Annotated in this window: 28 protein-coding genes; 16 read left to right on the top strand and 12 right to left on the bottom strand. The window is 65.8% G+C overall.

Features of this window, described 5'->3' with window-relative positions; translation table 11 throughout:
• Positions 1-10 precede the first annotated feature (10 nt).
• Entirely contained in the window at positions 11-1,339 is a 1,329-nt protein-coding gene (locus tag E8L99_RS15205; protein ID WP_137100342.1) for an SDR family oxidoreductase, read from the top strand.
• Positions 1,340-1,348: 9 nt separating this feature from the next.
• Here E8L99_RS15205 and mltG read toward each other — a convergent pair whose 3' ends face one another.
• From mltG to E8L99_RS15175, 6 genes are all read right to left on the bottom strand, one after another.
• Entirely contained in the window at positions 1,349-2,521 is a 1,173-nt protein-coding gene (mltG, locus tag E8L99_RS15200; protein ID WP_137100341.1) for an endolytic transglycosylase MltG, read from the bottom strand.
• Positions 2,522-2,597: 76 nt separating this feature from the next.
• Complete coding sequence (gene fabF / locus E8L99_RS15195; RefSeq protein WP_137100340.1) at positions 2,598-3,857, bottom strand: beta-ketoacyl-ACP synthase II; 1,260 nt, start codon at positions 3,855-3,857, stop codon at positions 2,598-2,600.
• Positions 3,858-3,957: 100 nt separating this feature from the next.
• A complete protein-coding gene (locus E8L99_RS15190; protein WP_137100339.1) occupies positions 3,958-4,197 on the bottom strand; it encodes an acyl carrier protein in 240 nt (79 codons plus the stop codon).
• Between the two features lie 199 nt (positions 4,198-4,396).
• A complete protein-coding gene (fabG, locus tag E8L99_RS15185) occupies positions 4,397-5,134 on the bottom strand; it encodes a 3-oxoacyl-[acyl-carrier-protein] reductase (RefSeq protein WP_137100338.1) in 738 nt (245 codons plus the stop codon).
• Between the two features lie 15 nt (positions 5,135-5,149).
• On the bottom strand, positions 5,150-6,097 hold the full coding sequence (gene fabD / locus E8L99_RS15180) for an ACP S-malonyltransferase (RefSeq protein WP_137100337.1): 948 nt from the start codon (positions 6,095-6,097) through the stop codon (positions 5,150-5,152).
• A 105-nt stretch (positions 6,098-6,202) separates the two neighbouring features.
• Positions 6,203-7,138 carry a LysR family transcriptional regulator gene (locus E8L99_RS15175; RefSeq protein WP_137100336.1) on the bottom strand — a complete coding sequence of 312 codons (936 nt, stop codon included), beginning with the start codon at positions 7,136-7,138 and terminating at the stop codon, positions 6,203-6,205.
• A 78-nt stretch (positions 7,139-7,216) separates the two neighbouring features.
• Between E8L99_RS15175 and E8L99_RS15170 the strand changes: the two genes are divergently transcribed.
• From E8L99_RS15170 to rplI, 5 genes are all read left to right on the top strand, one after another.
• Positions 7,217-8,179 carry an NAD-dependent epimerase/dehydratase family protein gene (locus tag E8L99_RS15170; protein WP_137100335.1) on the top strand — a complete coding sequence of 321 codons (963 nt, stop codon included), beginning with the start codon at positions 7,217-7,219 and terminating at the stop codon, positions 8,177-8,179.
• Positions 8,180-8,376: 197 nt separating this feature from the next.
• Positions 8,377-8,877: a 30S ribosomal protein S6 gene (rpsF, locus tag E8L99_RS15165; RefSeq protein ID WP_137100334.1), complete on the top strand. Its 501-nt coding sequence runs from the start codon at positions 8,377-8,379 to the stop codon at positions 8,875-8,877.
• A 2-nt stretch (positions 8,878-8,879) separates the two neighbouring features.
• Positions 8,880-9,131, top strand: coding sequence for a 30S ribosomal protein S18 (rpsR, locus tag E8L99_RS15160; RefSeq protein ID WP_137100333.1), 252 nt, complete (start codon positions 8,880-8,882; stop codon positions 9,129-9,131).
• Positions 9,132-9,281: 150 nt separating this feature from the next.
• Positions 9,282-10,220: a DUF2232 domain-containing protein gene (locus E8L99_RS15155; protein ID WP_137100332.1), complete on the top strand. Its 939-nt coding sequence runs from the start codon at positions 9,282-9,284 to the stop codon at positions 10,218-10,220.
• 33 nt (positions 10,221-10,253) lie between these two features.
• A complete protein-coding gene (gene rplI / locus E8L99_RS15150; RefSeq protein WP_137100331.1) occupies positions 10,254-10,808 on the top strand; it encodes a 50S ribosomal protein L9 in 555 nt (184 codons plus the stop codon).
• Positions 10,809-10,914: 106 nt separating this feature from the next.
• Here rplI and E8L99_RS15145 read toward each other — a convergent pair whose 3' ends face one another.
• The gene (locus E8L99_RS15145) at positions 10,915-11,754 is read right to left on the bottom strand and encodes an outer membrane protein (RefSeq protein ID WP_137100330.1); all 840 of its coding nucleotides are present in this window, start codon (positions 11,752-11,754) and stop codon (positions 10,915-10,917) included.
• 419 nt (positions 11,755-12,173) lie between these two features.
• Between E8L99_RS15145 and E8L99_RS15140 the strand changes: the two genes are divergently transcribed.
• From E8L99_RS15140 to E8L99_RS15120, 5 genes are all read left to right on the top strand, one after another.
• Positions 12,174-13,664, top strand: a complete 1,491-nt coding sequence (locus tag E8L99_RS15140; RefSeq protein WP_137100329.1) for a replicative DNA helicase — start codon at positions 12,174-12,176, stop codon at positions 13,662-13,664.
• Positions 13,665-13,668: 4 nt separating this feature from the next.
• Positions 13,669-14,775 (top strand): alanine racemase, encoded by a 1,107-nt coding sequence (gene alr / locus E8L99_RS15135; RefSeq protein WP_137100328.1) that lies wholly within the window; start codon positions 13,669-13,671, stop codon positions 14,773-14,775.
• Positions 14,776-14,809: 34 nt separating this feature from the next.
• Positions 14,810-15,169 carry a lysozyme inhibitor LprI family protein gene (locus E8L99_RS15130; RefSeq protein ID WP_137100327.1) on the top strand — a complete coding sequence of 120 codons (360 nt, stop codon included), beginning with the start codon at positions 14,810-14,812 and terminating at the stop codon, positions 15,167-15,169.
• Between the two features lie 73 nt (positions 15,170-15,242).
• Positions 15,243-16,661 carry a DNA repair protein RadA gene (radA, locus tag E8L99_RS15125; protein ID WP_137100326.1) on the top strand — a complete coding sequence of 473 codons (1,419 nt, stop codon included), beginning with the start codon at positions 15,243-15,245 and terminating at the stop codon, positions 16,659-16,661.
• A gap of 86 nt (positions 16,662-16,747) precedes the next feature.
• Positions 16,748-17,377: a DUF502 domain-containing protein gene (locus E8L99_RS15120; RefSeq protein ID WP_252511122.1), complete on the top strand. Its 630-nt coding sequence runs from the start codon at positions 16,748-16,750 to the stop codon at positions 17,375-17,377.
• Between the two features lie 6 nt (positions 17,378-17,383).
• Here E8L99_RS15120 and E8L99_RS15115 read toward each other — a convergent pair whose 3' ends face one another.
• Positions 17,384-18,403: an ABC transporter substrate-binding protein gene (locus E8L99_RS15115; protein ID WP_168201691.1), complete on the bottom strand. Its 1,020-nt coding sequence runs from the start codon at positions 18,401-18,403 to the stop codon at positions 17,384-17,386.
• A 181-nt stretch (positions 18,404-18,584) separates the two neighbouring features.
• On the opposite strand from E8L99_RS15115, the gene E8L99_RS15110 reads away from it, so the two are divergent.
• From E8L99_RS15110 to E8L99_RS15100, 3 genes are all read left to right on the top strand, one after another.
• The gene (locus tag E8L99_RS15110) at positions 18,585-19,181 is read left to right on the top strand and encodes a CvpA family protein (RefSeq protein WP_137100323.1); all 597 of its coding nucleotides are present in this window, start codon (positions 18,585-18,587) and stop codon (positions 19,179-19,181) included.
• Between the two features lie 129 nt (positions 19,182-19,310).
• Positions 19,311-20,825: an amidophosphoribosyltransferase gene (purF, locus tag E8L99_RS15105; RefSeq protein WP_137100322.1), complete on the top strand. Its 1,515-nt coding sequence runs from the start codon at positions 19,311-19,313 to the stop codon at positions 20,823-20,825.
• A 17-nt stretch (positions 20,826-20,842) separates the two neighbouring features.
• Entirely contained in the window at positions 20,843-21,589 is a 747-nt protein-coding gene (locus tag E8L99_RS15100; protein WP_137100321.1) for an SDR family NAD(P)-dependent oxidoreductase, read from the top strand.
• A 21-nt stretch (positions 21,590-21,610) separates the two neighbouring features.
• Here E8L99_RS15100 and E8L99_RS15095 read toward each other — a convergent pair whose 3' ends face one another.
• Complete coding sequence (locus tag E8L99_RS15095; protein WP_137100320.1) at positions 21,611-21,988, bottom strand: winged helix-turn-helix transcriptional regulator; 378 nt, start codon at positions 21,986-21,988, stop codon at positions 21,611-21,613.
• Positions 21,989-22,094: 106 nt separating this feature from the next.
• On the opposite strand from E8L99_RS15095, the gene E8L99_RS15090 reads away from it, so the two are divergent.
• Positions 22,095-22,706, top strand: a complete 612-nt coding sequence (locus E8L99_RS15090) for an NAD(P)-dependent oxidoreductase (RefSeq protein WP_137100319.1) — start codon at positions 22,095-22,097, stop codon at positions 22,704-22,706.
• 98 nt (positions 22,707-22,804) lie between these two features.
• Positions 22,805-23,620, top strand: a complete 816-nt coding sequence (locus E8L99_RS15085) for a hypothetical protein (RefSeq protein ID WP_137100318.1) — start codon at positions 22,805-22,807, stop codon at positions 23,618-23,620.
• A gap of 63 nt (positions 23,621-23,683) precedes the next feature.
• Here the strand turns inward: E8L99_RS15085 and E8L99_RS15080 are convergent, their stop codons facing one another.
• The 3 genes from E8L99_RS15080 to E8L99_RS15070 form a co-directional block, all read right to left on the bottom strand.
• A complete protein-coding gene (locus E8L99_RS15080; protein ID WP_137100317.1) occupies positions 23,684-24,451 on the bottom strand; it encodes an outer membrane protein in 768 nt (255 codons plus the stop codon).
• 172 nt (positions 24,452-24,623) lie between these two features.
• The gene (gene der / locus E8L99_RS15075; protein WP_137100316.1) at positions 24,624-26,006 is read right to left on the bottom strand and encodes a ribosome biogenesis GTPase Der; all 1,383 of its coding nucleotides are present in this window, start codon (positions 26,004-26,006) and stop codon (positions 24,624-24,626) included.
• Positions 26,007-26,026: 20 nt separating this feature from the next.
• Entirely contained in the window at positions 26,027-26,338 is a 312-nt protein-coding gene (locus E8L99_RS15070) for a hypothetical protein (protein ID WP_137100315.1), read from the bottom strand.

Raw genomic sequence — 26,338 nt, 5'->3', positions numbered from 1 at the left:
GTGACCCGCCATGCCTGACGCTCTGCCCACGATCGCCATCCTTGGCGCGTCCGGCCTGATCGGCCAGGCGCTGGCCGAGCATCTGATGCTGGAAGGATATCCCGTCGTGGCGATGGCGCGCCGGCTGACGCAGGCTCAGACCCATCGGTTTGGTGCGACGGCCATCGAGGCGCCGATCATGGCGCTCGATGCCTCCGGCCTCGCCCGCATCATCCGGGAGCGGCACATCGACATGGTCGTGAACTGCATCGGCGTGCTGCAGGACGGCCCCCGCGGCAAGACCGAAGCTGTCCATGTGGACTTCGTCCGGCGGCTGACCGAAGCGATGGCCCTGTCCGGCCGGGCGCCCTTGCTCCTGCACCTCTCCGTGCCCGGCGATCCCGACGACGACGCAACGGCCTTCAGCCGGACCAAGCGGGAGGCCGAGCGCGTGATCGCCGAAAGCGGCCTGCCCTTCGTCGTGCTGCGCCCGGGCTTCGTGATCGCTCCGGCGGCCTATGGCGGCAGCGCCTTGATCCGGGCGCTTGCGGCCCTGCCGCTGGACCTGCCCGCCTCCGAGGCGAGCCGGACCTTCGCGGCGACCGCCATCAGCGATATCGGCCGCACGGTGAGCATCGTAGCGCGCCGCTGGCAGACGGGTGAACGTCATTGGCGGGCCAGCTACGACGTGATGGAGCGCAATCCCACGAATGTCGGCGGCGTTGTCGCGGCGTTCCGGGCAAGGTTTGGCGGGCCTGCTCCCCGGCTCACACTGCCGGCTTTCCTGCTCGGGATTGGCGCAAGATTCGGCGATGCCGCAGCCCGTCTCGGCTGGGCACCGCCCGTGCGCAGCACGGCGCTGGCAGAGCTTCGCCGCGGCGTAGCCGGCGATCCCTCCGTCTGGAGTGCCGAGACCGGCATTGAGCCGCTGTCGCTCGACGAGGCTCTCAGGCGCGTGCCTGCCACCGTGCAGGAGGGATGGTTCGGCCGGCTCTATCTCGCCAAGGCGCTGATCTTCGGATCGCTCGCGCTGTTCTGGCTGGTCTCAGGGCTGGTGGCCCTGACCGTCAGCTTCGATGCGGCAAGCGCCATCCTCATGGCCCAGGGCATGCCGAAGCCGGCGGCCGACATGCTGACTGTGGCGACCAGTCTTGCCGATATTGCGATTGGCGGCGCGATCGCCTGGCGGCGCTGGAGCCGGGCCGGACTGATCGCCGGCATCGGCCTGACGGTCGGCTATCTCGCCGGCTCGGTGATGATTGCGCCGCAGCTCTGGCTCGATCCGGTCGGCAGCATGGTCAAGACCGTTCCGGCCGCCATGCTGATGCTGGTTGCGCTGGCGATCCTGGACGACCGGTAGCGGTCGCCCTCAGCGCTGGGGCGCTCCGGGCGCGACCGGTGCCGGCGGGGTCGCCGGCGGGACCGTCTCGGGATTGGCGCGCTCGCGTTCGATGCGGCGCCAGTTGGCGACGTTGCGGTTGTGCTGTTCCAGCGTCTCGGCGAAGGCGTGGCCGCCGGTGCCGTCGGCGACGAAATAGACATCGCGGTGGCGCAGCGGATTGACCACCGCCTCCATGGCCGCACGGCCCGGATTGGCGATCGGCGTCGGCGGCAGTCCGTCGATCTGGTAGGTGTTGTAAGGGGTCAGGCGCTGGATATCGGCCTGGCTGATGGCGCGGCCGAGCGAGCCCCGTCCGCCGACAATGCCATAGACGATGGTCGGATCGGACTGCAGACGGATGCGACGGTTCAGGCGGTTGACGAAGACGCCGGCGACGCGCGGCCGCTCGTCGGCCTTGCCGGTCTCCTTCTCGACGATGGAGGCCAGGATGACCATTTCCTCCGGCGAGCGGATCGGCAGGTCGCTCGCGCGGCGGTCCCAGATCTGCTGGACCGCGCGGGTCTGGAACGCCGCCATTTGGTCAACGATCTGCTGGCGGGTCGTGCCACGGGTGAACTTGTAGGTGTCCGGCATCAGCGAGCCCTCGCGCGGGATGCGCGCGACGTCGCCGGTCAGCACATCATTGTCACGCAGGCGGCCGAGGATCTGCTCGGAGGTCAGGCCTTCGGGGATGGTCACCCGGTATTCGATCGCCTTGCCTTCCAGCACGATCGCCATGGCCTCGGCGGTCGAGGTCCGGCGCGGGAACAGATATTCACCCCATTTGAGGTCACCGCGCACGCCGTAGAGCTGGACGGCACCGACGAAGACCAGCGACGACGAAATGACGCCGTTGCGCTCGAGAATCTCGGCGACCTGCTCGGCATTGGAGCCGCGCGGAATGAACACGGCGCGTTCCTGCTGCAGCGGTCCGGGCGACACGAAGGCGCGGCGGGCATAGAAGAAGCTCGTCATCGAGCCGACGAGGCCGACAAGCGCAATCGTCAGGATCAGGTTGCCGATGACAACCCACTGGTTGCGGGCATGACGGGAGGCAGGCGGCGCCGGCGGGGCTGCTTCCGGCTCAAGGGCTGCGCGCGGCGACTTGATGGCCGGGCGCGAACCGTTCGGCGGCTGGTTCTGACCGGGATAATCGCTCATGCGTCGGGGCTCTGACTCGTTGCTGTTCGCATCAGGTCACTGATGCGAAGCGATTGTGGCGAAAGGCGGTCAGCCCTCAAGCAGCGGCGCGGAAGATGAGGGATGCATTGGTGCCGCCAAAGCCGAACGAGTTGGACAGAACCGTCTCCACCGACCGCTTGCGCGCGGCATGAGGTACCAGATCGATGGCCGTCTCGACGCTTGGATTGTCGAGATTGAGGGTCGGCGGCACGATCTGATCGCGGATCGCCAGGACCGAGAAGATTGCCTCGACCGCACCGGCTGCGCCGAGCAGGTGGCCGATGGATGACTTGGTCGACGACATCGACACCTTGGAGGCGGCATTGCCGATGGCGCGCTCGACCGCGCCGAGTTCGATCGTGTCGGCCATGGTCGAGGTGCCGTGGGCGTTGATGTAATCGAGGTCGGACGCCGAGATGCCCGCGCGCTTGAGAGCCGCCAGCATGCAGCGATAGGCGCCGTCGCCATCCTCGGCGGGTGCCGTGATGTGGTGGGCGTCGCCAGACAGGCCATAGCCGATCACTTCGGCATAGATCTTGGCGCCACGAGCCTTGGCATGCTCGTAGGCCTCGAGCACCACGACACCGGCACCCTCGCCCATGACGAAACCGTCGCGGTCGCGATCATAGGGCCTGGAGGCGCGGGTCGGCTCCTCGTTGAAATCGGTGGAGAGCGCGCGGCAGGCGGCAAAGCCCGCGAGCGAGAGGCGGCTGACCGGCGATTCTGTGCCGCCGGCCACCATCACGTCGGCATCGCCAAAGGCGACCAGACGGGCGGCATCGCCAATGGCGTGGGCGCCGGTGGAACAGGCGGTGACAACCGCGTGGTTCGGGCCCTTCAGGCCATGCTCGATGGAGACATAGCCGCCGGCGAGATTGATCAGCCGGCCGGGAATGAAGAAGGGCGAGATGCGGCGCGGGCCCTTCTCGCGCAAAATGAGGGCCGCTTCGGCAATGCCATCGAGGCCGCCAATGCCGGAACCGATGAGAACGCCGGTATTGACCTGGTCCTCGCGGGAGGTGGGATGCCAGTTGGCATCGTCGAGCGCCTGCTTGGCCGCCGCCATCGCGAAGACGATGAACTGGTCGACCTTGCGCTGCTCCTTCGGCTCCATCCAGTCGTCGGGATTGAAGGTGCCGCCGGTGCCGTCGCCACGGGGAATCTGGCAGGCGATCTTGGCGGCAATGTCGGAAACGTCGAAATTGTCGACCTTGCTCGCGCCGCTACGGCCTTCGATCAGCCGCGACCAGGTGGTTTCCACGCCGCAGCCAAGCGGCGTCACCATCCCAAGCCCCGTCACCACCACCCGCCGCATCACCGCCTCATCCCATTCAAATCTTGCGTGCGAAAAGCCGGAGCTGCGTGATGCGCCCCGGCCCTTCTAACGTCGACTGTCGATGTCGCGAATGCGAAGATCAGGCGCTGGCGGCCTTCTCGAGGAACTTCACGGCGTCGCCCACCGTCAGGATGGTCTCGGCGGCATCGTCCGGGATTTCCACGCCGAACTCTTCCTCGAAGGCCATGACAAGTTCCACCGTGTCGAGGCTGTCGGCCCCGAGATCATCGATGAAGCTCGCGGCCGTAACCACCTTCTCGGCGTCGACGCCAAGCTGCTCAACGACGATCTTCTTCACGCGGTCAGCGATATCGCTCATTAGTTTATCCTCGTTCCATCCGACGATTGGGCACCGCCCTCGACGGACGCGGTGTCGGCATTTCAAAGTCTAGGGGGTGGCGAACCGCTTCGCCGTGAAATCTGGATCGCTCCGGGAAGCCCCTCGCCCGAACCGAAAGGCTCTCTAGCACAGGCCCCAAGCTTTGACTAGCGCGCCTGGGATTGTGCAAAAAAGCCTGTTAAATCATGGCCATGCCACCATTTACATGGAGGGTTTGACCCGTAACATAGGCTGCTTCCTCCGACACAAGATAGATGGTTGCAGCCGCAATTTCATCTGCCTTGCCGAGCCGGCCGGCCGGAACGCGCGTCAGGATCGTTTCCTTCTGCTTGTCGTTCAGCACATCGGTCATCGGCGTTTCGATGAAGCCGGGGGCCAGGCAGTTGACCGTCACGTTGCGCGAGGCGATCTCGGCGGCGAGCGATTTCGACATGCCGATGAGGCCTGCCTTGGCGGCGGCGTAATTGCCCTGGCCGGGATTGCCGGTGACGCCAACGATCGACGTGATCTGGACGATACGGCCCCAGCGCTTGCGCATCATCAGCTTGGACGCGGCGCGGGTCAGGCGAAAATTGGCGGTCAGATTGACCGCGATCACCTGGTCCCATTCCTCATCCTTCATGCGGATGAACAGGTTGTCGCGGGTGATGCCGGCATTGTTGACCAGGATATCGAGCCCGCCCATGGCCTTTTCGGCTGCGGGAACCAGCGCCTCGACCTCCTCAAGGGAGGTCAGGTTGGTCGGCAGGACATGGGCGCGCGAGCCAAGTTCGGCTGCCAGTTCCTCGAGCTTCTCGCGGCGCGTGCCGGAGAGCGCGACGGTCGCGCCCTGACCATGCAGCGCCTTGGCGATGGCGCCACCAATGCCGCCGGTGGCTCCGGTGACAAGCGCGGTCTTCCCAGTCAGATCGAACATGACGACGTCCTTTTCTCAGCCCTGGCGCGCGGTCTTGAACGCGGCGACATCCTCGGGCGTTCCGATGGCGATGCCGGCGGCGCCATCGGCGATGCGCTTGACGAGGCCGGACAATACCTTGCCGGCGCCGACTTCATAGAATGTCGTGACGCCGAGGCCGGCCATGGCAGCGACGCATTCGCGCCAGCGCACGGTGCCCGTCACCTGGGCGACCAGGCTCTTGACGATGTCGTCCGGCGCGGAGATCGGGGCCGCCAGGACATTGGCGACCACGGGCACGACGGGTGCCCTGACCGTGACCTTGGCGAGCGCCTCGGCCATGGCGTCAGCGGCCGGCTGCATCAGGGCACAATGGAACGGCGCGGAGACCGGCAGCAGGATCGCGCGCTTGGCGCCCTTTGCCTTGGCGATCTCGCAGGCGCGCTCGACCGCAGCCTTGTGGCCGGAGACCACCACCTGGCCGCCACCATTGTCATTGGCGGCCTGGCAGACCTCGCCCTGGGCCGCCTCGGCCGCGACCGCCACTGCCGCCTCGTAGTCGAGGCCAAGAAGCGCCGCCATGGCGCCGGTGCCGACCGGCGTTGCCGCCTGCATGGCCTTGCCGCGAATGCGCAGAAGCCGGGCAGCATCTGAAATGGAGAAAGTGCCGGCGGCTGCGAGAGCCGAATATTCGCCGAGCGAGTGGCCCGCGACGAAAGCCGCGTCACGGCCGATATCGAAGCCCGCCTCGGCTTCCAGCACGCGCACTACCGCGAGGGAGACCGCCATCAGGGCCGGCTGGGCGTTCTCGGTGAGCGTCAGTGTCTCGATCGGTCCGTCCCACATGATCGCGGACAGCTTTTCCGAGAGCGCCGCATCGACCTCGTCGAATACGGCGCGGGCCTGCGGGAAGGCTTCGGCCAAGGCCTTGCCCATGCCGACAGCCTGGGACCCCTGGCCGGGAAAGGTGAGTGCGATTGACATGGCGTTCCCCGCAAACGTCTCGATCTCAAGAGTTGCGGGGGATTGGAGGGATGCGCCCCAAGAGTCAAGCGCAAGACGGCGCTGAGCCGCAAACTCGATGTTAGCTCACGCGCCCGCTCCGCCCTCAGAATGCACCTCCGCCGACACATCCCGGATCAGGCTGCGTAGCCAGGTCAACAGGCGATCGCCCGAGCGCAGATGCGACCAGACGATCGTTACCGTCATGGCCGTTTCCGGCAGCGGCGGCTCGCGCAGGACGAGGCCGAAGGCATCGGCCATGCGGGACGCGAAGGCGTGGGACAGCGTCGTCACCAGATCGGTCGCCGCCACTGTCGCCAGCGCGGCCGCGAAGTGCGGCGTCACCATCGCGATCCGCCGGCTGACACCCGACGCGGCCAGGGTCGCATCGAGCTCCGACTGGCCATCGCCGAGAATCGCAATGCTGGCATGGTCCGCCGCCGCATAATCAGCAATTGTCAGAGGCCTTTCGGCCAACGGGTGGCCGCGCCGCATGATCAGCGCCAGCCGGTCATGAGCAACCACCTCGCTGCGAGCGCCGGGCGGCAAGGGTGTCGTCGACAGAGCGAAGGCGAGGTCGAGGGTGCCAGCTTCCATACGCTGGACCATATCGGTCGAATAGGACACCTGCCGCAGGTCGATGCCGGGCGCCTCACGGGCGAGCCGCGCCATAAGCGCCGGCAGGATCAGGATCGCCTGGGAATCGGAACAGGCGATGCGAAACATCCGCCGCTCACCGGCCGGATCGAAGTCGGGCTGCCGGAACAGGCCCCGCACGTCGCCAAGAGCCGCTGCCAGGGCCGGCCGCAATTGCTGGGATCGTGGCGTCAGAACGAAGCCGGCGCCGGTGCGCACCAGCAACGGATCGTCGAGCAGATGGCGAAGCCGCGCCAGCGCGCGGCTCATGGCCGGCTGGCTCAGGCCAACCTCGGCTGCGGCATGGGTGACATTGCGCAGCCGCAGCAAGGCCTCCAGCGGCGGCAGGAGATTGAGGTCGACACCGGCTAAATTCACTTCACGCATGGTGACGATGATAACAATGCATTTTCGTCATGACCAGCCTCGCCTTACAGGTCATCCATCGCAAGTTTGGAGGACGACATGAGCGAACAGATCGTGGTGTTTGGTTATGGGCCGGTTGGTAAGGCCGCCGTCGAGCGGTTGCACGCACAGGGACGGCAGGTCCGCGTCGCCCAGCGCAGCCGACCGGCCGAACTGCCTGACGGCGTCGATTTCGTGGCCTGCGACGTGCTGCAGGCCGGACAGGTGATGCGCATCGTGGCCGGCGCCGATCAGGTCGTGGTGACGATCGGCTTCGCCTATGATGGAGAGGTCTGGCGCCAGTCATGGCCGCTGGCCATGTCAAACCTGCTGGCAGCCTGCGAGGTGGCGGGAGCCCGCATGGTCTTCCTCGACAATCTCTACATGTACGGGCCGCAGGATACGCCGCTGCGCGAGGACACGCCGCTCACCAGCTTCGGCGCCAAGCCGGCGGTGCGGGCAGAGATCACGCGGCAATGGATGGCGGCTGCCACCGCGGGTCGGGTGCGCGTGGCCGCATTGCGGGCGCCCGACTTCTATGGGCCGGGCGTCGGCCTGTCCCATATCGGCGATGTCGGCTTCGGTGCGATCGCGCGGGGCAAGCGTGCCTTTCTCATCGCGCCGCCGGACATGCCGCACGATTTTGCCTATGTGCCGGATGTCGGCCGCGCCATCGTCAGCCTGCTGGACGCCACCGACGATGCCTTCGGACAGGTGTGGCACATGCCGTCGGCGCCGACGCTGACACCGCGCCAGATCCTGGAGATCGGGGCACGCGCCATCGGCATGACCCCGAAGATCAGCGCCCTGCCCTTGTGGCTGCTGCCCGCGATCGGCCTTTTCGTGCCGCTTCTGCGCGGAATGGTCGAGATGCGCTTCCAGTGGGACCGGCCCTATCATGTCGATGCGGCCAAGTTCAAAGCGCGGTTCTGGTCGGATGTCACGCCGTTCGAGGTGGGAGCCGCCGCAACCGCCCGGGCCTTCAAGGCCGCGGCTGCCGGCAAAGGCAGCGTCACCCCTTGAAACCCCGGCATTTTCGCGTATAAGCCGCGCTTCGCTTCGGTCGGCTGGTGGCTGAACGGACGGCAAGGTCCGCCTTGCAGGCATTGTTATGGTGCCGTCGTCCGGTGTCTCCGCCTTCGAGAATACTGTCGGGCCTGTCCAGGGCTTGAGGGGCTTCGCGCCGACGAGAAGCGGTACTCGAACCGGAGACAGGCCGAATGCCTCTCTATGAACATGTGTTCCTGGCGCGCCAGGACGTCACTGCCCAGCAGGCGGAAGCGCTTGCCACGCAGTACAAGGAAGTGATCGAGGCCAATGGCGGCTCGGTTCCCAAGGTCGAGCCCTGGGGTCTGAAGTCCATTGCCTTCCGCGTCCGCAAGAACCGCAAGGCTCATTACACGCTGATGAACATCGACGCTCCCTCGGCCGCCGTGCTGGAGATGGAACGCCAGATGTCGATCAACGAAGACATCCTGCGCTTCATGACCGTTCGCGTCGAAGAGCTCGAGGAAGCCCCGTCGGCCATGCTGCAGAAGCGCGACCGTGATGATCGCGGCGAGCGCGGCTTCGGCGATCGTGACCGCGGCTTCGGTGGCGGCGGTGGCCGTGACCGCGGCTTCGGTGGTGGCGGTGGTGGTGGCGGCGCTCCGCGCCGGTTCCGTGACCGTGACGGCGCCGATGTCGAGCCGGTTGTCGACGCTATCGCGACGGAGGAGTGACCATGACTGCCGCATCCGCTTCCGGTGGCGCCCGTCGCCCCTTCTTCCGCCGTCGCAAGACCTGCCCGTTCTCCGGCCCGAATGCGCCGAAGATCGACTACAAGGACGTGCGCCTGCTGCAGCGTTACATTTCCGAGCGCGGCAAGATCGTGCCGTCGCGCATCACGGCGGTCTCCGCCAAGAAGCAGCGCGAGCTCGCCCAGGCGATCAAGCGCGCCCGCTTCCTCGGCCTGCTGCCCTACGTGATCAAGTGATCTGACGACGGGCGGAGCCGCCAGCCGGTTCCGCCCATCGCATCTTCGACGTGCAGTGCCTTTTGATCGTCGGCCGTGCCGGGATGACCCGCCGCGGCTGAAGCTGGGGAATGAGCCCCTAACCCTCTGACACGAGCGGGACAGCTGACGATGGGACCGACCCTCGCCATCGCCTTCGGCGCCGGACTGGCGTCCGCCCTCCTCTTCGCGACGCTTGCGTCGGGGAGTGCGATCGCGCTCGTCCTGTTCTATTTCGCCGCCCTCCCCGTCCTGATCGCCGGCCTCGGCTGGGGCCATTATGCGGGCGCCTTCGCCGGCACGATCGGCGCATTGGCGCTGTCGATCGCGATGCGCTCGCAGCTTGGCGTCTTCTTCTTCCTGTCGGTCGGCTTGCCCGCCTGGATCCTGTCCTACCTGACGGTGGCGACGCTGCCGGCCCGGTCCGACGATGACCAGCCATACCGCTGGTCCGAGCCCGGCACGATCCTCAGCGTCATCGGGCTCGGCGCGGTGCTGCTGACGCTTTTCGGTATCGTCGTTCTGTTCGGGTTCGATTTCGACGCCTACCAGGCGTCGCTGCGCCAGTCGGTCGATCGCGCGCTCGCGGCAATGGCGCTGCCGGCCAGCGACGGGCAGAGGATGCTCGGCGCCTTCATGGCCGTCGCCCTGCCGATCGCGGCGGCGATCATCTGGACCTTTGTCACGACCCTCAATCTCTATGTCGCCGCCAAGATCGTGCGTGCCTCAGGCCGCCTGCCCCGCCCCTGGCCGGATCTGGCGAGCCTTCGCCTTCCGAAGGCCGCCGCCGGCGCGATGCTGTTCGGCTCGCTCCTCTCGTTCCTGTCGGGAATGCCCGGACATGTCGGGGTGATCGTGCTGTCGGTCGGGCTCGCCATCTTCGCACTGGCTGGATTTGCGCTCGCCCACGACATGACGCGCGGCTGGGGCATGCGCGGCTTCGCGCTCGGCCTCCTTTATGCGCTGACCTTCGTGATCGGCTGGCCGATGATCTTCGTCGCCATGGCCGGCCTTGCCGACACCCTTTTCGACCTTCGGTCGCGGCGCAGCGCGCCGCCGCCAAGCCTTTAGAACCACCTTCAGACACACTCTAGGAGAAGACCAATGGAAGTGATCCTGCTCGAACGCGTCGCCAAGCTTGGCCACATGGGCGAAGTCGTCAACGTCAAGGCGGGCTATGCCCGTAACTTCCTGCTGACCCGCGGCAAGGCGCTGCGCGCCACCGAAGCCAACCGCAAGAAGTTCGAGACGATGAAGGCCCAGCTCGAGGCCCGCAATCTCGAGCTGAAGTCGGAAGCCGAGGCCGTTGCCGCGCGCCTCGACGGCACGTCCTATGTGCTGATCCGCCAGGCTGGCGAAACCGGCCACCTCTATGGTTCGGTTTCGGCCCGCGATCTCGCCGACGCGATCACCGCCGCCGGCATCTCGGTCGCCCGCTCGCAGGTCGACCTGACCACGCCGATCAAGGCCATCGGCCTTCACCATGTGACCGTCGTGCTGCATCCGGAAGTCGAAGCCAAGGTGACCGTCAACGTCGCCCGCTCGACCGGCGAGGCCGAGCGCCAGGTGCAGGGCGAGGACCTGACCCAGCGCGCCGAGGAACCGACCTTCGAGACGTTCAATCCGGAAGAGTTCGGCGGCGAGAGCGACGAGGGCTGAGCCCTCGTCACCTTGGAGAGATCAACAAAAACGCCCGGCCAATCGGCCGGGCGTTTTCATGTGGGACGAAGCGAATGAGGGGCGGCGAGCGCCCCTCTTCGAGGCTTCAGTAGCGAGCCATGATCGGAGCTGCCACCGGCGGCGCACCGAACAGGTAGCTGACGCCGACGCGCACAGCGTGGCTCTCGACCTTGTTGGCGATGTCGGAGGAGTTGGCGTTGATCGAGCAGGCGTCAGCCGAGAAGCAGTTGCGCGAGCCGTAGTTGGAATAGCGATATTCCATCCGCACCGACCAATTGTAGCTCAGCTTGTGCTCGAAGCCGGCGCCGACCGTCCAGCCGATGCGGGTCGAGTTGAACTTGACCACGTGCTGGGCTCCGTTGCCCTGGCAGGAGTCGATGACGGTGCAGTACTTGAAGTTGGCGATGGCGACGCCGCCGGTCATGTAGAACAGCGTGGCGTGGTGCACGAAGCCGAAGCGCGCGCGGATCGACGTCTGCCAGTTCGACTGGATGCGCTGCTGGTAGAAGTTGCCGGCGCCGAAGTCCGGATTGCCCGCGTACCAGGATGACGACAAGGCGTTCATCGGACCTTCGATGTCGGCTTCGATGCCGAGCAGCACCGAGTTGAACAGCCGCTGATAGCCAGCGTGCAGGCCGTAGCTGAAGCCGGTCTTGGCGTAATCGTAGTTGAAGTCATAGCGCAGCGTGCCATTGCCATCGGCCAGCGGGCCGTTGGTGGCGTTGCTGTGAGAGCCGGAATTGTGGATGGTCTGCAGGCCGATCTGGCCACCGACATAGGCACCTGACCACATGTCCGGCGCGTAGGCAGGCGCCACAACTTCCGAACCACGCAGCACGGCGCCGCCGAGATCGGCGGCCTGAACGCTACTGAACGATGCGAAGGCCGCCAGGGCGGCCACGGGAAGTGCGATACGCTTGAACATTGGAGGGGCGCCCCTTTTACGAATGGTTCACCGCACTTGCGGGATCACATAAGGGATCGCACGTTAGTGTTAACGTTCGGTTGCCAAGGAAATGCCCAAATGCGCCATTTTCCAGCTGTGAATTGGCGGCGTTTACATCGGCAACGCTTCAATCCGGGACAGCGTTGCTTGGTCAGGTGTTCCCGGCCTGACATCCGGCATCGCCCGGCTCCTGGGGATTGGGGGGCGACTACGGGTGTGACCGGGAGTCAATGGCCAATGGGCTCCAGCGCCAGGTCTTTTCGTGGGCTGTGAGAATCGAGCACAAGAGTATGATCAAGGGTGGAGGCGACTGTTTTTGAAGCGCCCCGACTGCCGATTGCCGCCCCGGCCTGCTAGACCAATCGCCCCGAACCCATTCGTCCGGTCGAAAGCCTGTCATGTCCGCCCTGCCCGCCCTGCGCCCCATCGGCTCCGCCGACCTGCCGTTCCGCCAGGCTCCGCACAATATCGAGGCCGAGCAGGCCTTGCTGGGCGCTGTCCTGGTCAATAACGAGGCGTTCTACCGGGTTTCGGACTTTCTCGAGCCGCCGCACTTCTTCGACCCCCTGCACCAAAAGATCTACGATATCGGCTCGCAGCTGATCCGCTCGGGCAAGCTCGCCACGCCGGTGACGCTCAAGACCTTCCTCGACCCGACGCTCGACATCGGCGGCATGACGGTCGCCCAGTATCTGGCGCGGCTGGCGGCGGAGGCGACCACTGTCATCAATGCCGAGGATTACGGCCGCTCGATCTATGACCTGGCGATCCGGCGCAACCTGATCCAGATCGGCGAGGGCATGGTCAATGTCGCCTATGACGCGCCGGTGGACATGCCACCCCGGGTGCAGATCGAGGAGGCCGAGCGCAATCTCTTCGCCATCGCCGAGACCGGGCGATATGACGGCGGCTTCCAGCGCTTCACCGATGCCGTCACCCGCGCCATCGACATGGCGGGCCAAGCCTATCAGCGCGACGGCAAGCTCTCCGGCATCTCGACTGGGCTGCGCGATCTCGACAAGACGCTCGGCGGCATGCAGCCCTCCGATCTCGTGATCCTCGCGGGCCGCCCGGCCATGGGCAAGACCGCGCTCGCCACCAACATCGCCTTCAATATCGCCAAGGCCTACAAGTTCGATCTTGAGCCTGACGGCACCAACAAGACCGTCAATGGCGGCATTGTCGGCTTCTTCTCGCTCGAAATGAGCTCCGACCAGCTCGCGACCCGTATCGTGGCCGAGCAGGCGCAGATTTCGTCCTACAAGATCCGCCGCGGCGACATCCAGGAGGAGGAATTCTACCGGCTGACGGAAGCCGCCCGCGAGATCCAGCAGATCCCGTTCTATATCGACGATACCGGCGGCATCTCGATTGCCCAGCTCACCGCGCGTGCACGGCGGCTGAAGCGCCAACGCGGGCTCGACTTCATGGTGGTCGACTATCTCCAGCTGCTGTCGGGCTCGTCGAAGAACAACCAGAACCGCGTGCAGGAGCTGACCGAGATCACTACGGGCCTCAAGGCGTTGGCGAAAGAGCTGAACGTGCCGATCCTGGCGCTCTCCCAGCTCTCCCGTCAGGTGGAAAGCCGCGACGACAAGCGCCCACAGCTGTCCGATCTTCGTGAATCCGGTTCGATCGAGCAGGACGCCGACGCCGTGATGTTCGTGTTTCGCGAGGAATATTACCTGCAGAGCCGCGAGCCGAAGCCCGGCACGGAAGAGCACATCAAGTGGCGCGATGAGATGGCCCGTGTGCATGGCAAGGCCGAAGTGATCATCGGCAAGCAGCGCCACGGCCCGACCGGCACAGTCACGCTGCAATTCGAGGCCAATGTCACCCGGTTCTCGGACCTCGCCGAGGACGAACGCCTGCCGGAACGGTTTGAATAGCATCATGACCATTGCCGCCAGCGAAGCCGGAGCCCGGCTGACGATCGACCTCGCCGCCATCGCCCGCAATTACCGGCGGATCGCGGGGATGACGACCGGCGCCGAATGCGCAGCGGTGGTGAAGGCCGATGCCTATGGCACCGGCATCGAGACCACCGGCCCGGCGCTCGCTGCTGCCGGCGCACGGACCTTCTTCGTTGCTCATCCGAGCGAGGCCAGGCGCCTGCGCCAGGTCTGCCCTGAGGCGGTGATCTACATCCTGAACGGTCTGTTCGAGGGTGCGCTCGACCTCTATGCCAGCCTGAACATCCGTCCGGTGCTGGGCAGCCGGGACGAGATCGAGGCCTTCTCGGCCTTCTGCCGTACGGTCCGCAGGCGGCTGCCTGCAGCCATCCACGTCGACACCGGCATGAGCCGGCTGGGCCTCGACCTCGCCGAGGCGGCATTGCTCGCCGAGCCAGGTCCGCAGAACCTCGATTTCGAGCCGGCGCTGGTGATGACCCATCTCGCCTGCGCCGACGAGCCCGGCCATATCCTGACCCCGAAGCAGATCGACCGGTTTTCACAGGTTCGCGGTCTTTACCCCGGTGTTCCGGGTTCGCTCGCCAATTCGGCTGGCTGCACGCTCGGCGCCGCCGCCCGCCACGATCTCGTGCGCCCGGGCATCGCGCTCTATGGCGGCCGCTTTCGCGCCGACCGCGAGCCGTTGGAGGGCGTGGTGACGCTGGCGGCCCCGGTCATCCAGGTGCGCGAAGTGCGGGCTGGCGAGACGATCGGCTATGGCGCGACATGGAGCGCCCCGCATCTGTCGCGCATAGCCATTGTCTCGGTTGGCTATGCCGACGGCTATCTGCGCGGCGCGGGCTCCACCGATCGGAAATCCGGCGCTTCCGCCAGGGTCAACGGCGTCGTCTGCCCGCTGGCCGGCCGGGTATCCATGGACCTTCTGGCGATCGATGTGACCGAAGCCGGGCTGATCCGGCGCGGCGATCTGGCGACCCTGATCGGCGACGGAATCACCGTCGACGATATCGCGGAGGCCGCCGGCACGATCGGCTACGAGATCCTGACCGGACTCGGACGGCGCTACCATCGGGTTGTCGCGCACTGAGTCCCTTCCGACTTCACCTTCGCCGGAGACTGACGTGTTGAAGCGCTTCCTTCTCGCCGCCATGACCTGCCTGTCGGGACTTGTCGCCTTACCCGCCCTCGCCCAGACAGGCCCCAGCTTCCGCTGCACGCCCGACCTGGTCGGCGCGGAATATGTCATCTGCGCCAATCCCTCGCTGCATGGGCTGGACCGCTCGGTTGCGGCGGCCTATCGGGCGGCCGGTGGCCGGGCGCAGGCAGTCGCAGGGCAATCGCTGCGGGACAGCCAGCGGGCATGGATCGAGACCCGCAATTCCTGCACCATGGTGACCAGCCGCCGGTCAGCCGATATCGCCAATTGCGTGCGCGACGCGATGAACGAGCGCATCGGTGAGCTGGAGCGCTGGGGGCGCTAGAAACAACCAACATGTTCTCGTTTTGATCTCACGCCAATCCGTGCCATAAGCACGGCGGAATCAACGGGACCCCATGGCGCGCGCGGCTCAATCCACCTTCGTCTGCCAGTCCTGCGGGGCCACCTATGGCCGCTGGCAGGGCAAGTGCGAGAGCTGCGGCGGCTGGAACACGATTGCCGAGGAGAGCGTGGCGGCGACGGGGGTCGGCGGCGCACCGGTCAAGAGTTCCTCGCGCTCGAAGGGCCGCACCTTCGCGCTGGCCGGCCTTGATGGCGTCAATGACCAGGCCCCCCGCACCGAAACGCAGGTCGGTGAGCTTGACCGCGTGTTCGGCGGCGGCCTCGTCAAGGGTTCGGTGATCCTGATCGGCGGCGATCCCGGCATCGGCAAGTCGACCCTGCTGATCCAGGCCTCCGCCCGTCTCGCCCGGATGGGCCATCGGGTCGTCTATATTTCGGGCGAAGAGGCGGTCGGCCAGGTGCGGCTGCGCGCCGATCGGCTCGGCCTGACCGCCTCCCCCGTGGAACTCGCAGCCGAGACCAATGTCGAGGACATCGTCGCCACCCTGTCGGAAGGGCCTGTGCCGCGCCTCGTGGTGATCGATTCAATCCAGACCATGTGGACCGACAAGGTGGAGAGCGCGCCGGGCACGGTGAGCCAGGTGCGGTCCGCAGCCCAGGTGCTGATCCGTTTCGCCAAGAAGTCGGGCGCGGCCGTCATCCTGGTCGGCCATGTCACCAAGGATGGCCAGATCGCTGGCCCGCGCGTGGTCGAGCATATGGTCGATGCGGTCATGAGCTTCGAGGGCGAAGGCGGCCACCATTTCCGCATCCTGCGCGCCGTGAAGAACCGCTTCGGCCCGACCGACGAGATCGGCGTGTTCGAAATGACCGGCAAGGGCCTGCGCGAGGTGCCCAACCCCTCCGAACTGTTCCTCGCGGGGCGCGATCTCGGCGCGCCCGGCACGGCGGTGTTCGCCGGCATGGAAGGCACAAGGCCTGTTCTGGTGGAAATCCAGGCGCTGGTGGCACCCTCGACACTTGGCACGCCGCGCCGCGCCGTGGTCGGATGGGATCCGGCGCGGCTCTCCATGGTGCTCGCCGTGCTGGATGCCCATTGCGGCGTCCGCCTCGGCAGCCACGACGTCTATCTGAATGTCGCGGGGGGCCTCAGGATTGCCGAGCCCGCCGCCGATCTCGCCGTTGCCGCGGCACTGGTTTCTTCGCTGACCGGCGCGGTCCTGCCGGCGGACTCGGTCTATTTCGGCGAGGTCAGCCTCTCGGGCGCCGTTCGGCCGGTGGCGCAGGCCGCCGCGCGACTGAAGGAAGCCAAGAAGCTCGGCTTCACCAAGGCCGTCGTGCCGGACGTCGCGCGGGGCGAACCGTCCGAGCCGGGTCTGGCGACCCAGGCGGTTACCGGCCTCTCCACCCTGGTCGCCGATATTGCGGCTTCCGGTGTCGGCCGGCCACGCACGAAATCATCGGACGACTAGCCCGCCATCTGGACGCCATGCGGATCGCCGACACATTGTGTGTGGCGTCGAGAGCTTCCGGGGGTTCGGTCGGAGAGATGGGCAATATGAAACGGGTGTTTCTGGCAGGCGTCCTCCTGCTTCTGCCATTGGCGGTCACGGTGGCACTGGTCGTCTGGACGGTGACGCTGGTCTATGGCTTCGTCGGGCCCGGCACCTTCGTCGGCCGTTTCCTGACATCAATCGGTTTCGGTTTTTCCAGCTCCGCGGCCATCGCCTATCTCATCGGCATCGGCGTGATGGTGGCGGTGATCTATCTGCTGGGCCTTGTGGCCACCGTGCTGCAGGAGCGCCTGGAGACCGCACTCGACCAGATCATGCGGCGCATCCCACTGATCGGCACTGTCTATGACCTGTCGCGGCGCTTCGTCTCCATGGTCGACCGCAAGGATGCCGACGGACTGAAGTCGATGAGCCCGGTCTGGGTGTTCTTCGGCGGCGACAAGGGCGCGGCCGTGCTGGCCCTGCTGCCGACGCCGGAGCCGATCATGGTCGGCGAGGAAAGCTATCACGCGATCCTCGTCCCATCGGCACCGGTGCCGATCGGTGGCGGCCTGATCTATGTGCCGGCGAGCTGGGTGGTCCAGGCGGATGTCGGCATGGACCAGCTGATGAGCATCTATGTCACGATGGGTGTGTCATCGCCGAAATCGATCCGGCTCGGGCCGCCGGCCTGAGCGCTGTCACGCCATCTTCCGCTGATCGAGTGCCGGCAGGTACTTGTCCGACCAGATGCGCGAGACCGGGATCTTCGCCGGCAAGCCGAAGCCCTCGACCTGCAGGTCGAGCCCCTTCTGCAGGCGCCCGACATCGACCGGGCCGATGCCGGTGGCTGCCGTCTCCGGCGTCATCACCTGATGCTCCAGAACCCAGCGAAACCGCTCTTCCTCGATATCGGCGCGGATGATCGGGTCGATCTTGGTCAGCACGGCTGCCGCAGCCTTCGGGTCCTTCGCGGCCTCGCGCCAGGATTTCGCCACGGCGCGCAGAAGTGGCGGGATCGCCGCTTCGTTGTCGCGCAGGAACTTGCGGCTCACGAGAATGCCGTTGCCATAGATGTCGAGGCCATGGGCGGCATAGGACATGATGGAAATGTCCTCGCGCTTCACGCCAAGCAGCTTGAGATTGAGCCAGATCGTGGAATCGAAGCCGGTGACGCCATCGACCTCGCGGCGGATGAACGCGGGCTCGCGCATGCGCAGGTCCATGTTGTTGAACTTGACGCTCGCGGGGTCGAGGCCATTGACCTTGAAGAAGACCGGGAACAGGCGATAGCCATTGTCGGTGATCGGTCCACCCAGCGTCTTGCCGACGAGGTCGGCCGGCTTGGTCAGCTTGTCCTTCGACCAGGTGACAACTGACGCTGGTGTCACGCGGAAGATATTGAAGACCGACAGAGGCGCCGCATCGGGCGCCCGGCTGACGAGATCCGGAAGGCCGGTCGTGTCCGCGAAGCTCGCGTCATAGGCACCGGATGCCACACGGGTCAGCGCATCGGAGCCGCTTGCCGGGTCCATGTCGGTGATCTCGATGCCTTCGTCAGCAAAATAGCCGCGGTCGCGACCGAACAGGAAGGCCAGGTTTGAGCCGTTGCGCGGCAGATTCAGCGAGAACCGAACTTTCGTGCGGGTCTGGGCCAAGGCCGGGGCGGCAAGGGCCATGGCCGCGAGAGGCGCGAGGGCGAGGCTTCGGCGCGTGATCATGGCGGCTCCGTGTGCAATGCAACAACGCCGATGATCGCCGCCGCCTGCTTTGGTGGCGAGCCCAAACTTTATGCACATCTTGCGGGATTCTGACGGGGTGACGGACGACCATCGCCCCGCTATAAGCGCGACTGTCGCGCGCACACGACTCGTAGTCAAAGCTGCCCCGGAGCCACCGCCGATGCCGGTCACCTATCTCGACATAGGCCTCGCCGTGATCATGTTGATCTCGGCGCTTCTCGCCATGGTGCGCGGCTTTGTTCGCGAGGTCCTGTCGATTGCAAGCTGGGGTCTGGCGGCTCTCACGACATGGTGGGCCTTTCCGAGGCTCCTGCCGCTGGCCCAGACCCAGATCCCCAACGAGCTCGCCGCCAAGGCTGTGGTCATTGCGGGCGTGTTCCTGACGGTCCTGGTGGTGGTCTCGCTGATCACGATCCGCATTTCGGACGCCATCCTCGATTCCAAGATCGGCGTGCTCGACCGCTCGCTCGGCTTCCTGTTCGGCCTTGCCCGCGGCATGGTCATCGTGGTCGTCGCCTTCGCCTTCTTCACCTGGCTGGTGCCGAACACCAATCGCCCGGACTGGATGACCAAGGCCAAGTCCTTCGTGGTGCTCGACAGCGCCAAGGATTGGCTGATCTCCCAGTTGCCGCAGGACATTGAAGGGTCTGACATCCTCAAGCGCCTCAATCGCGCGCAGCCCGCGACACCGCCCGCCGATGGCACCACGCCGCCGGCCGCGCCGCCAGCGGCCCAGCCGCCGGCACGCCGGCCCTGATCACTCTCCATGCGCGCCTGGCGCGCATGGCCGCCGTGCATGGGGTGGACCGACCTTTCCAACCGACGTATCGGCCCGCATATATCGCGATGGGCCGACGATCGGACCCTTGACCCAGACGAGGACGTCATGACGCGACCCATGGACATCCGCCATCACGAGGCGGACCTGGAGCATGCGTACCAGGAGGTCGATCGTGAGGCCTTCGACGCGGAGGCCGATCGGCTTCACGAGGAATGCGGCGTGTTCGGCGTGTTCGCGCATCCGGATGCCGCGGCCCTGACGGCGCTGGGGCTCCATGCCCTTCAGCATCGCGGTCAGGAAGCAGCCGGCATCGTGTCGTTCGACGGCCAGCGCTTCCACTCGGAGCGCCGCATCGGTCTGGTCGGCGACAATTTCTCCCGCCGCGAGGTGATCGAGCGCCTGCCCGGCGACAACGCCATCGGCCACACCCGCTACTCCACCACTGGCGGCAATATCCTGCGCAATGTGCAGCCGCTGTTCGCTGAGCTTGAGACCGGCGGTTTCGCTGCGTGCCACAACGGCAACCTGACCAACGGCCTGACGCTGCGCCGCCGGCTGATCGCCGATGGTGCGATCTACCAGGCGACCTCGGATACCGAGGTAATCCTGCATCTGGTCGCCCGCTCGCGCCGCAACCGCTTCTCCGACCGGTTCATCGACGCGCTCAGCCAAATCGAAGGCGGCTATGCCTTTGTCGGCATGACCAACAAGAAGCTGATCGGCGCCCGCGATCCCCTCGGCATCCGCCCGCTGGTGATCGGTGAGCTCGACGGCAAATATATCCTGACCTCGGAGACGGTCGCCCTCGACATCATCGGCGCGCGCTTCGTGCGCGAGGTCGCCAATGGCGAAGTGGTGATCATCGACGAGAAGGGCATTGAATCGATCAAGCCCTTCCCGCCCCGCCAGAAGCGGCCGTGCATCTTCGAATATGTCTATTTCGCCCGTCCGGATTCGATCGTCGACGGCAAGAATGTCTATGGCCTGCGCAAGCAGATCGGCTCCAACCTGGCGGCCGAGGCCGGCGTGGAAGCCGATGTGGTGGTGCCTGTGCCCGATTCCGGCGTGCCGGCGGCCATCGGCTATGCCCAGGCCTCCGGCATTCCCTATGAGCTCGGCATCATCCGCAATCACTATGTCGGCCGGACCTTCATCCAGCCGACCCAGTCGGTGCGCGAGCTTGGCGTGCGCATGAAGCATTCCGCCAACAAGGCGGTGATCGAGGGCAAGCGGCTGATCCTGGTCGACGATTCGATCGTGCGCGGCACGACCTCGCGCAAGATCGTGAAGATGATGCGCGATGCCGGCGCGAGGGAAGTGCATTTCCGCATCGCCTCGCCGCCGATCAAGTTCCCGGACTATTACGGCATCGACATGCCCGACCAGGACAAGCTCCTGGCTGCCAAGATGTCGATCGAGGAGATGAAGGACTATCTCGGCGTCGACAGCCTGGCCTTCATCTCGGTCGACGGGCTCTACAGGGCACTTGGCGAGACCGGCCGCAACGCGGCTCTCCCGCAATATACCGACCATTATTTCACCGGCGACTATCCGACCACGATCACCGATCTGATCGGCGAAGGCGCCAAGCAATTGTCGCTGCTCGCCGAAGCGAGCTGAGCCGGAATTCACCTGCCATGACCAACAGGCCACTTGCCGGGCGCATCGCCTGCGTGACGGGCGCGTCCCGCGGCATCGGACGGGCGACCGCGCTGGCGCTCGCCGCCGCAGGCGCTCATGTCGTGGCGCTGGCGCGCACCCAGGGCGGGCTGGAATCCCTCGACGACGAGATCCAGAAACAGGGGGGGCAGCCAGCGACGCTGGTGCCGCTCGACCTGCGCGACGGTGACGGTCTCGACCGTCTCGGCCTCGCCATTCACGAGCGCTGGGGCAAGCTGGACGTCCTGGTGGCCAATGGGGCGATCCTCGGACCGATCTCGCCGCTCGGGCACGTCGCGCCGAAGGAATGGGACCAGATCGTCGGCATCAACCTGACGGCGCAGTGGCGGCTGATCCGCTCGTTCGATCCGCTGCTGCAGGCTGCCGATGCGGCGCGCGCGGTGTTCGTCACCTCAGGCGCGGCCTGGCGCTGCCGTGCCTATTGGGGGCCCTATGCGGCGACAAAGGCGGCGCTCGACGCGCTTGCCCGCACCTACGCCGCCGAGACCGAGACGACGGCCATCCGGGTCAACCTGTTCAATCCCGGCCCGATCCGCACCGCCATGCGCGCGCAGGCCATGCCGGGCGAGGATCCGGAGACGCTCGACAAGCCGGAAGAGCCGGCCCGCGCCATCCTGTCGCTCTGCCTTCCCGAAGTCAGCTTCACCGGCAAGCTGTTCGACTATCCCACCAAGACACTGAAAAGCTTCCAGGAACCGGCCTGAGACTGGCCGGCCAGACACGGGTCATGCAGCCTCGCTGACAGCGTCACCCGAGTCGTAGCGCGCCTGCGCCTTCTGCACCTCGCCGAGATGGGCCTCCGCCCAAATGCGCAGGGCATCGACTGCGGCATGCAAGGTCCGGCCAAGCGGCGTGATCGCATATTCGACCGTGACCGGAACAGTCGCGAAGGCCGTGCGCCTGATCAGGCCATCGCGCTCCAGGCTTTTCAGCGTCTGTGACAGCATCTTCTGCGAGATCCCGTCGATCCGGCGGCGCAACTGATTGAAGCGCTGGGGCTCGTCGTGCAGCAGGATCAGGATCAGAACGGCCCATTTGTCGCCAACACGGTCGAGGACGACTCGTGTCGAGCATTGGGCGTTGAAGACATTCGGCTTGAGCATGGGCGGTTCCTCCAAGGTGACCTCGTGACCAAAAAGTGCCTTCTTTACAGGTCGCTCACCTTATTGCACCTAGTCGCCATCGGTTACTACCACATGGAGACACTCAATGAAAGTTGCCCTGCTCGGCGCCTCCGGCATGATCGGATCGCGCATCCTCGCCGAACTCTCGTCCCGCGGCCATCAGGTCACGGCGCTCGCCCGCAACATCGACAAGATCGCCGTGCTGCCGGGCGTGACCCCGAAGGCCGTGGACGCCTTCGACCGCAAGGCCCTTGCGACCGCCTATGCCGGCCATGATGCGGTGATGTCCTCGGTTCACTATCTCGCCTCCGACGCCGACACCCTGATCGGGGCTGCAAAGGACAGTGGCGTGCCGCGCTATCTGGTCGTCGGCGGTGCCGGCAGCCTGGAGGTTGCGCCCGGCGTGCAGCTCTTCAGCACACCGCAATTCCCCGAAATCTATCTCGCCGAAGCGAAGGCCGGCGGTGTCTTCCTCGACCTCCTGAAGACGGAGGCAAGCCTCAACTGGACCTTCCTGTCGCCCTCGGCTGTGATCAGCCCCGGTGAGCGGACCGGCAAGTTCCGGCTCGGCCTGGACAATCTGCTCGTCGACGGCGCCGGCAACAGCGCCATTTCGGCCGAGGATTTCGCGATCGCTCTGGTGGACGAGTTGGAGACACCCAAGCACAGCCGCAAGCGGTTCACCGTCGGTTACTGAGCCCTTGGCGGTTGGGTCATAGCCGTCGCTTCAGCGAAGCTGCTAAAGTCCCCCTTAGACGCACCATCGCGCCCGCTCACATTGGAGCGGGCGCTGTCATGAAGGGTCCCTCAATGGCTTCCGAAAAGACCCAGATTGTCATCGCGATACCGGCCTATGACCGCAAGCTCTATACCGACTGCGCGGCTTCGCTGATCGCGCTCGACCGCGCACTGCGCGCGGCCAAGATCGAGGCGCGCTTCCTGTTCCTGCCGGGCGACCCCGTGGTGCAGCGGGTGCGCAATCTTGCTGTCGCTGACGTGCTCGGCGACCGCGATGCGACCCACCTGCTCTTCATCGATGCCGATGTGCGATTCCAGCCGGCAACCATCCTGAGATTGATCAAGTTCGGCGAACCGGTCGTGGGCGCCGCCTACCCGAAGAAGTCCTATCCGAACGAACGGACGCAGCGTTTCGCCCCCCGCGATCTCGACGACTTTCATCGCGCGGTCCAGGACTATTCCGTTGTGTTCGACGATCCGAAAGTGATGAGCGGCGAAGCGCTGCCACAAGGTCTCCGGGGAGACTTCGCACCCGTTCAGGCGCTGGGAGCCGGGCTTCTCCTGATCCGCCGGGACGCCTTGCAGGCCCTCAGCGCGTCCTTGCCGGACCTGAAATACCGGCCCGACATCCCGCATTATGTGACGCCGCAGACCGCCGGCCACTTCTACGGATTGTTCGACCCCTTCGTCGACCCGGAGACCAGGACCTTCGTTGCCGAAGACCATGCCTTCTTCCGTCGCTGGCGCGGGCTTGGGCACACCGTCTGGTGCGATCTCGCGGCGTCACTCGACCATGTCGGCAACCACACGTTCTCCGGCAGCCTTGCCGCAACCCTCAAGACACGGCGTGAAGCCCTGAAGAAGGGCAGCTAGCGCCCAAACGGGCAATGCCGCCGGACATGATCCGGCGGCATCGAACGCGCGACAGACTGCAGCTCAGAAACGGTAGCTGACACCCGCGCGCACCACCTCGAAGCGCCCAAGGTTGGAGCGGTAGACGGCGGCATTGTTGCTGATGACGCCAGCCGGAATGTTCAGCTGCTGGGTACCCAACTCGATATGGCGATATTCAAGCCGGGCCGTCCAGTTGCGCGAGAAGGCCCATTCGGCACCCAGGCCGGCCGTCCAGCCGACCGCTGTCCGGTTGAGAGCGAGACTGACCAAACCATCGGCAACGACCGAGCTCTTCAAGCCGCCATAGGCAAGACCGCCTGTTGCGTAGAGCAGGAGGTTCGGCGACACCAGAACACCGAACCGGGCCCGCAAAGAGCCGAGCCAGTCGGCCTGGACACGTGCGACGCCAGCATTCGTGCCCGAAGGGTCGAGTGTTGTGCCGACCGAATATGACAGCAGCGGCGATTGGCTGCGCCGGATGCCTGCCAGATCGAGATCGGTCTCAATGCCGAGAACCAGGCTGTTGAGCTGATAGTTCCAGCCAACATGCGCGCCGCCCACAACGCCGCCCGCTCCGTAGACAGCACCGATGCTCGAACCGCCAGCCACCAGAGTGGGGTCGGCATAGACCTGATTGGAGACCTGCCCCTGCCAGCCATAGCCGAGTTGAACGCCGGCATAGAAACCGGTCCAGCTCATCACGGCGACCGGAGCCGGAGAGCGATTGATCTGCTGGGCAAACGATTCAGACGTCGCGCAGAGGACGCTTGCCGAGACAAGGGCGGACGCCAGGAGAAGGTGCTTCTTCATTCCATATCCTCAATGCAGCTTTATCCAGGCCAAGCGTTCCTGGAGCGACTGAAGAATATCAGAATCGGCGTCAAATACCGTTGCAGCAACGCCACACATCGGCCAGCCTGCAAATTTCACGAAATGGCGTATTGTCTACCGTTGAAACTGCGGGAACGATTGACGCGCCACGTCACTGAATCTTGCGGCCGGTCTCGGCATAAGGATTGTCCGTCTTCTTCAGATGGAAGCGGATCGGCGTTCCCTGCAGGTCAAAGCTCTCGCGCAGCGTGTTGACCATGTAGCGCAGATAGCTCTCCGGCAGCGCCTCGGGACGCGAGCAGAAGGCGACGAAGGTCGGCGGGCGAGTTTTTGCCTGGGTCATGTAGCGCATCTTGATGCGACGACCCGAGACGGCCGGCGGCGGATGGTGATCCGTCGTCTCCTGCAGCCAGCGCACCAGCGTATTGGTCGGAATGCGCTTCTGCCACGGCACGCGCGCCGCGATGATCTCGGTCATCAGGCGATCAAGCCCCTGATCGGTCTGCGCTGACAGGGCCACGACGGGGCAGCCCTTGATCTGCGGGAGCCAATGGTCGGCCTCCTCGCGCAGCTTCGCCGCCTTGCCGCCCTTGTGGGGCACGAGGTCCCATTTGGTGAAGGCGAGCACGACCGCCCTGCCCTCCTTGGCGGCGAGATCAGCAATGCGAAGATCCTGGTCCTCGAAGGGCTTCTCGGCGTCCATGCAGACAACGACGACCTGGGCGAAGCGGATCGCCCTGAGCGCATCGGCCACCGACAGCTTCTCGACCTTGTCGTCGATGCGCGCGCGCTTGCGCAGGCCGGCCGTATCGACCAGGCGGAACTTGCGCCCACCCCAGTCCCAATCGACGGAGATGGCATCACGGGTGATGCCGGCCTCGGGGCCGGTGAGCATGCGCTCTTCCCCGATCAGTGCATTGACCAGCGTGGACTTGCCGGCATTCGGCCGGCCGACAATGGCGACCGAGATCGGCTTGTTCGGATCATCGACGATGTCCTCGCCGGTATCCTCGATCTCTTCCTCGTCGTCATAGACGGGCACCGGCATCAGCGCCGCCAGAGCCTCATAAAGTTCATTGATGCCCTCGCCGTGCTCGGCCGAGAGCGGCACGGGATCGCCGAGACCGAGCCCGAACGACTCGTAGGCACCGGCCATGCCGACCTTGCCCTCGCTCTTGTTGGCAGCAAGGATCACCGGCTTGCCGGAGCGCCGGACGAGATCGGCGAAGACATGATCGGCCGGCGTCAGGCCGACGCGCGCATCGACCATGAACAGGACGGCGTCGCAGAGCCGGATCGCCTCTTCGGTCTGGGCGCGCATGCGCGCTTCCAGCGAGGCGTCCTTGACCTCCTCGAGGCCGGCCGTGTCGATGATCGAGAATTCGAGGTCGCCGAGCCGTGCATCGCCTTCGCGACGGTCGCGGGTCACGCCGGGCCGGTCATCGACCAGCGCGATGCGCTTGCCGACGAGCCGGTTGAAAAGCGTCGACTTGCCGACATTGGGCCGGCCGACGATAGCGAGCGTGAAGGGCATGATGGCGGCCTGGCTGCCTGTCAGTTGGTTGCGGTCGCGGCAGCGGCGCTGCTGCGCCGGCGGCGCGATGTGGGCTGTTCGGCCGGTGCCTGCTGGGCCTCGGGAGCCTGGGCCGGCGGCGGCGAAGAATTGGCCGGCTGGTTGATGCCCTGGTCGATGCCCGGCACGCCGCCGGGGAACACGTCCTCGCGATTGCCGGGAATCGGCGGATTGCGGCGCTCGAACATGGACGGGATGTCCTGCAGCGACTCGCAGCCGCCAAGCGCCACGCCGGCAAGGGCGACGAGGCCGCCACGCAGCAGGAACCGGCGATCGAGACGGAAATGGGTCAT

This window comes from Phreatobacter aquaticus (assembly GCF_005160265.1).
GTDB classification, from domain to species: Bacteria; Pseudomonadota; Alphaproteobacteria; order Rhizobiales; family Phreatobacteraceae; genus Phreatobacter; species Phreatobacter aquaticus.
This window is presented reverse-complemented; position numbering and strand designations above follow the sequence as displayed.